This window comes from Cyanobium sp. T1B-Tous (genome assembly GCF_024345475.1).
Lineage (GTDB): Bacteria > Cyanobacteriota > Cyanobacteriia > PCC-6307 > Cyanobiaceae > Cyanobium_A.
Genome location: NZ_JAGQBE010000103.1, coordinates 1 through 6,327, shown reverse-complemented (window position 1 = coordinate 6,327; position 6,327 = coordinate 1). Strand labels below are relative to the sequence as shown.

The 6,327-nt window shown below is 65.2% G+C and carries 3 protein-coding genes; all 3 read left to right on the top strand.

The features are described 5' to 3' along the window. Window positions 1–102: 102 nt before the first annotated feature. Window positions 103–2,982 carry a glycosyltransferase gene (locus KBY71_RS14410; protein ID WP_254929584.1) on the top strand — a complete coding sequence of 960 codons (2,880 nt, stop codon included), beginning with the start codon at window positions 103–105 and terminating at the stop codon, window positions 2,980–2,982. Beyond that, window positions 2,979–3,878: a peptidylprolyl isomerase gene (locus KBY71_RS14405; RefSeq protein ID WP_254929583.1), complete on the top strand. Its 900-nt coding sequence runs from the start codon at window positions 2,979–2,981 to the stop codon at window positions 3,876–3,878. The genes KBY71_RS14410 and KBY71_RS14405 overlap by 4 nt, the downstream gene beginning before the upstream one ends. A 119-nt stretch (window positions 3,879–3,997) precedes the next feature. Continuing rightward, window positions 3,998–6,327: ABC transporter transmembrane domain-containing protein (locus KBY71_RS14400; protein WP_254929582.1), on the top strand; the 2,330-nt coding region annotated here is incomplete at its 3' end.

Sequence of the window (6,327 nt, the reverse complement as noted above, 5' to 3'; positions counted from 1 at the left end):
CCCGCTGCGGCACCTGCTGCTGGAGGTTTTGTAGGAGGTTCGGCTGCGCAGAAAGACTTCCGTCAGACAGGCTTGCGTCAGACAGGCCTGAGTCAGAAAGGATTGCGTTCAGAGGGATTCAGCGGGCAGCTTGAGGGGCTTGAGCCCCGCACCGGGCTGGTGGGCTGGGCCGCCGCTTTGGATGCCAGCACAGGGTCTGAGCCCCTCACAATCCGGCTCACGCTCGACGACCTGCTCAACCCCAGCAGCCGCTGGAAGCTGGCGGAATGCACCGCCAACCGCCCCAGGCCCGACCTGAAGGCCCAGGGGGTTGAAGCTGATTGCGGCTTTGTGTTTCTGGGCCATTCCGGCCGCGATCTGCCGCCGCGTACCAGTGGCATGGTGGTGCGGGCGTTTTTTGACGCCGAGTTCACCCTGGAGCTGCCTGGCAGCCCGCTGCGGCTTGATGCCGAGCGCTATCAGCTGCTGCGCCAGCTGTGCCGCACTGGATTAGGCCGCGATGCGTGCCTGGGCCCGGTGCGTGGGCCTTATTTGGCCGGCTGGGCCATTGGTGCAGGCCCCTACCGACTGCGGATCGACGCAGGCGAGCCGCTTGTGATCGAGCCACCTAATCCACTGCCCCAGCATGAGTGGCCGCTGCAGCTGCGCTTGCCCTCCAGCTGCTGCGATGGTGGCATTCACCATTTCAGCCTCGAGCAGGCCGATGCCACGGGCGTTTGGCAGCAGCTCGACGAAAGCCTTGATCTGGTGCCAGCCCAGCTCACCCCTTGGCCGGCCCTGCTTGCCCACGCCAGGCCCCCGTTCCCCGATCACCTATCGCCTCTGGCCACGGAGCACCAGCGCAGCCTCTCCACCTGGTTGCACTGGGCCGATGCCGATGGCACGCCGCTGCCCCCGGAGTTGCCGCTGCTGCAGCGCCTGCTCAGCCACCCCGTGCGGCTGGACCAAGATTCAGCCGGCCTGGCCCTGCCGCCGGGGCACGAGCCAGGCCCCGATGGCTCGGCTGTGCCCCGCCGCCCGTTGGCGCTGCCGATCGCCGCGACACCGCAGGTGAGTGTGGTGATCCCGGTGCATGGTCAATACGCCGTGACGCGCCGCTGCCTGGCCGCCCTGGCCTACGCCCCCACCCGGGTGCCCTTCGAGGTGATCGTGGTGGACGACGGCTCCAGCGATGGCACCAGCGAGGCCCTGGCCCTGGAGGCCCCGGGGGTGCGGGTGGTGCGCCACGACTTCGCCCGTGGTTTCAACCAGGCCTGCTGCAGTGGCGCTGCCATCGCCAAGGCGCCCTATCTGGTGTTGCTCAACAACGACACCGAGCCCTGCGCGCGTTGGCTAGAGGAGCTCCTCTTCCCATTTGAACATTGGCCCGATACTGGGCTGGTGGGGGCCCAGCTGGTGTTGCCCGATGGCCGCTTGCAGGAGGCCGGATGCATCGTGTGGGGCGACGGCAGCCCCTGGAACTACGGCCGCACCCGCAACCCCTTTGAGCCTGGGTTTGCCTATGCCCGCCAAGTGGATTACGTGAGTGGCGCGGCCCTGATGATCTGTTCCCACCTCTGGCGCCAGGTGGGTGGCTTCAGTCCGGAGTTTTCACCCGCCTACTACGAAGACACCGACCTCGCCTTCAAGGTGCGCGAGGCCGGTTTTGTGGTGCGCTATGCCCCCCAGGCACGAGTGATTCACCACGAGGGGCTCAGCAACGGCAGCGACACCGAGGCCACCGAGGGGTTGAAGAAATACCAGGAGATCCATGGGCCGCTGTTTCAGCGCAAGTGGGCCCATGCCTTCAGCGGCGCCACCGAACCCACCTACGACGAAGCCGAGCGCATCAAAGACCGCGGCATTCGCGGGCGGGTGCTGTTCATCGACCACGACACGCCCCGGCCCGATCGCGATGCCGGCAGCCATGCCGCCCTGGTGGAGATGGAGCTGGTGCAGGCCCTGGGCTACAAGGTGACCCTGCTGCCGGCCAACCTGGCCTGGCTGGCCAACTACACCGAAGCCCTTCAGCGCTGCGGCGTCGAAGTGCTGCACGCGCCGTTTGTGCTGTCGCTGGGCCAGGCCCTAGCCGAGCGGGGGGGGGAGTTTGATGCGGTGTACGTCACCCGCTACACCGTGGCCCAGGCGGCTCTGCCTCTGTTGCGGGAGCACTGCCCCGATGCCAAGGTGCTGTTCTGCAATGCCGACCTTCACTATCTGCGCCAGCTGCGGGCCGCCTGCGCCGAATCGCTCGAGGGCGATGACGCCCAGCGGGCGCTGGAGGCTGTGGAGCTGGTGAAACGCCAGGAGCTGGAGGTGATTCGCCAGGTGGACCTCACTCTCAGCTATAGCGAAGTGGAGCGCGGCGTGATTGAGGCCGAAACCCTGGGCACCGCCGCCACCGCCGCCTGCCCCTGGGTGCTGGAGGGGCCTGAGCATCCCGCACCTCTGGCTGGCCGCGAGGGGCTGGCCTTCCTCGGCAGCTACAACCATCCCCCCAACCGTGATGCGGTGGCGGCGTTTCTGGCCGAGCTCTGGCCCGCCCTGCGCCAGCGGCTGCCCGCGCTCAGCCTGCATCTTTATGGCAGTGGCCTCAGCCGTGAGCTGGCTGAGGCCTGGGGCGAGCAGGCCGGGGTGGTGGTGCACGGTTGGGTGGCGGAGGCGGGCAGCGTGTACAACCGCCACCGTCTGTTCATTGCGCCCCTGCGCTCTGGTGCCGGCCTCAAGGGCAAGGTGGTGGCCGCGGCGGCCCACGGCATTCCCCAGGTGCTCAGCCCGATGGCCGCTGAAGCCACAGGTCTGCGCCATGGCCAGGAGGTGTGGATTGCCCGGGATCACCAGCAGTGGCTGGAGGGTGTGAATCTGTTGATCACGGAAGACAACACCTGGCAGACCATGAGCACGGCGGCCCATCGCTTTGCCTGCGGCCACTACGGCCGTGAGCAGGGGCTGCAGCTTATGCGTGCTGCCTTCGAGCGGCTCGGCCTGGAGGTGCCTCAATGAGCTCCAGCCCAAACGCCAAGCGCAGTCCGCGCCTCAATCCGCCGGAATTGCTCTCCGGAGTGCCCGAGCATCCGGTGGTGGAAATTGCCCCGGAGCGCCCCTGGCTCACGGTGGCTGAAACCAATCGCCTGATTCGCCAGCAGGGGCTGTCTCTGGCGGTGGCGCAGGCCTGGGTGCTCGATGAGATTGTGGGCACGATTGAGCTTTCGGCCGAAGAGGAGAAACAGCTGATCCGCCGCTACGTCGAAAGCCAGGGGGTGACCAGCGACGAAGAATTGGCTGCTTGGCTGCCGCGCAAGCGTTTGGGTTTTGAGGATTTGCGTTATTTCGCTACCAAGGGCCGCCGATTGGAGCGTTGGCTCATGCGGCGCTATCGCGAGGAAGCCGAACTACGCTTTTTGGAACGCAAGCTCGATCTCGATCAGGTGGTTTATGCGCTGTTGCGGGTGAGTGATCGGGGTCTGGCGGAGGAGCTTCATCAACGCATCCAGGAGGGCGAAGCCGATTTCGCAGCTCTCGCCGAGCACCACAGCCAAGGCTCGGAACGTCAAACCCGCGGCCAGCTTGGGCCCCTGCCTCTCACCGCAGGCCACCCCGAGTTGGTGTCGCGGTTGCGGGTGAGCCGTCCCGGTCAGCTCTGGAAGCCGTTTCAAGTTGATCGTACTTGGGTGGTGTTGCGCTTCGAGCAATTAATTCCTGCTCAGCTTGATGCCGCCACCCGCGGCCGCATGATCGAAGAATTGTTCCAGGTGTGGTTCAAGCAGCGGGTGCAGCTGCTGATGGATGGCGAGCCCCTTCCACCCCTGCCTTATCTGCCGCCCATAGAAGCCCCCTACAACGAAGCGACCGAAATCACCACCACGGATGTCCTGCTCCCTGTTGATCTCAACCGATGACCTCTGCCATTCCTCCAGCCACAGCGGCCCCAACTCCTGCGGGCCCAGGTCAGCGGCTGCGTTCATTTCCCCCGTTTGACCAGCTTGAGCAGGACGCTGCGGCCGCCTTGGAGCCGCTGTTGGAGACCTGTCGTTACCGAGTTGGCCAAACCCTGTTGCGCCCCGACACCCCGCCAGAGGGGGTGCTGCTGCTGCTGAGCGGTCAGTTGCGCAGCCTCGGCTCCGCCCCAAGCGGCCAGGGCTTGCGCACGATCGAGCGCCTCGGCCCCGGCAGCCTGGTCGGCTGGGCCGGCTTGCTGCGCCGCGACCCTTGCGAGCACCTGCGTGCCAGTCGCGATGTGGAGGCCCTGCTGCTGCCCGCGTCGGCCTTTCGTGATGTGGTGGCGGGCCACCCCCGGGTGGCTGCCTGGTTTGAAAACCAGCTGCCGGCGGCGGAATTGCACACCCTGCTCACCGCGTTGGTGCCGCGGGAGCCCCAATGGCTGCCGCTGCTGGAGCAGTGGCCGGCGGTTGCGGCTGAGGCTCAGGTGGCCAGCCTGGGCCTGGGGCCCGACCCGCAGTTGGCGCTGCCAGTGGGCTACCGCTGGTATGCCAGTAGTGGCGAGCCGCTGGCGCAGCCCTGGATCGAGCGCCCCATCGAACCCCTGGCCGCCAGTGCGCCCTGGCTGCGGCTGGTGGGCTTGCCCGATCCGGCCACAGCGGGCTCGTTCTGGGCCGAGACGGGTGCAGCGGCTGGCCCCATCCATGAATCCGCCGATCTGCCCCTGGAGCTCGGCATCAGCCCAGGCGAATACAGCCTCTCGCCTGAGCCACCACCACCACGGGTCGAGGGCCGCGGTGGACTGTTAGCCCTCAGCCGCGCCAGCGGTCCGCGCGATATTCCCATCGCGGTGTGCCTCAGCTTGGCCGACTACTTCGGCGTGCCGATCAACCGCGACGCCCTGCGCGACCAGGTGGAGGCGATCCTGCAGCGGCAGCCCCAGCTCAGCCTGGTGAATCTCGGCCAGATTCTCGATTCGCTTGGGCTGCGGGTGACGCTCAGCCGGGTGCCTGCTGATCGTCTGCATCGCGTGCCCACTCCGGCAGTGCTGATGCAGAACGGCCATATCGGTGTGCTGGATGGCGTCGACATTGACGGCCAGGTACGGCTGCTGGAAGCCGAGCTCGGCCCGCTGCGGGTGCCCAGCGTCGATCTGACCACCCTGGATGGTGGCCTGGTGGAGCTGCTGCTTTTTGAGCGCAAGAGCGATGCCAAGGAGCAGAAATTCAACTGGAGCTGGTATGTGCCCTTCCTTCAGAAGCACAAGCGTGCCCTGATCGAAGTGCTGCTGGCCTCGGCGGCCATCAACGTGCTGATGCTGGCCACACCGTTGGGCTTCCGCCTGCTGCTCGATACGGCCAGCCAGCGGAACATCGGCACGCTGGTGAGCATTGCTGCTGTGATGTTGCTGGCGGCTCTGGCGGTGGGCGTGATCAAAACGGTGCGCACCTACATCTTCACGGAAACGGCCAACCGCATCGATCAGGAAGCTAAGACAGTCATCCTCGATCAGCTGGTGCGCCTGCCCCAGGGCTTCTTCGACAGCCGGCCGGTGGGGCAGGTGACCTTCTACTTCAATCAGCTCGATCGCTTGCGGGAATTTCTGGTGGGCCAGAGCCTGCCGCTGCTGATCGATACAGCCTTCAGTTTGGTGTATTTCGCCATTCTGCTGAGCATCAGCCCGCTGCTCACGCTGGTGGTGGTGAGCACCGTTCCGCTGATGGTCGGTCTCACAATCGTGAGCAATCCGATCGTGTATGGCCAGATCAAGCGCTCGATGGCTGAGTCGATGCGCACCCACTCGTTTCTAACCGAGTCGATCACCGGCATCCAAACCATCAAATCCCAGAACGCTGAGCTCAAGACCCGCTGGGAATTCCAGAATCGCTATGCCCGCTATTTAGGAGAAGACTTCAAACTACGCATCACCCGCGAAACCCTCGGCAACCTGGGTCAGTTCATCCAGCAGCTCAATGGGGTGCTGGTGATATCCGTGGGCATTTGGCTGGTAATGGAACAACACATTACCATTGGAGATATCATCGCATTCCGCATCCTTGATGGCTATATCACTGGCCCGCTGGTGAAGTTGGCCGGCACCTGGCAGCAGTTTCAGATGAGCCGCCAGCAGATGCAGATGGTCGCTGATGTGGTGGATCGCACGCCCGAGCAATCTGCGGAGGAAGCGCTCAACATCCCAATGCCGCCGCTGCAGGGACGGGTGCAATTTGTGGATGTGAGTTTCCGGTTCAGTGATGAGGCCTCCATGGTGCTGCAAAACGTGAATCTTGAGGTGCCTGTGGGCTCGTTTGTGGGGCTGGTGGGCGGATCTGGCAGCGGTAAATCCACCCTGCTCAAGCTGCTGCCACGTTTTTACCGGCCCAGCGAGGGGAAGGTTTTGATCGACGG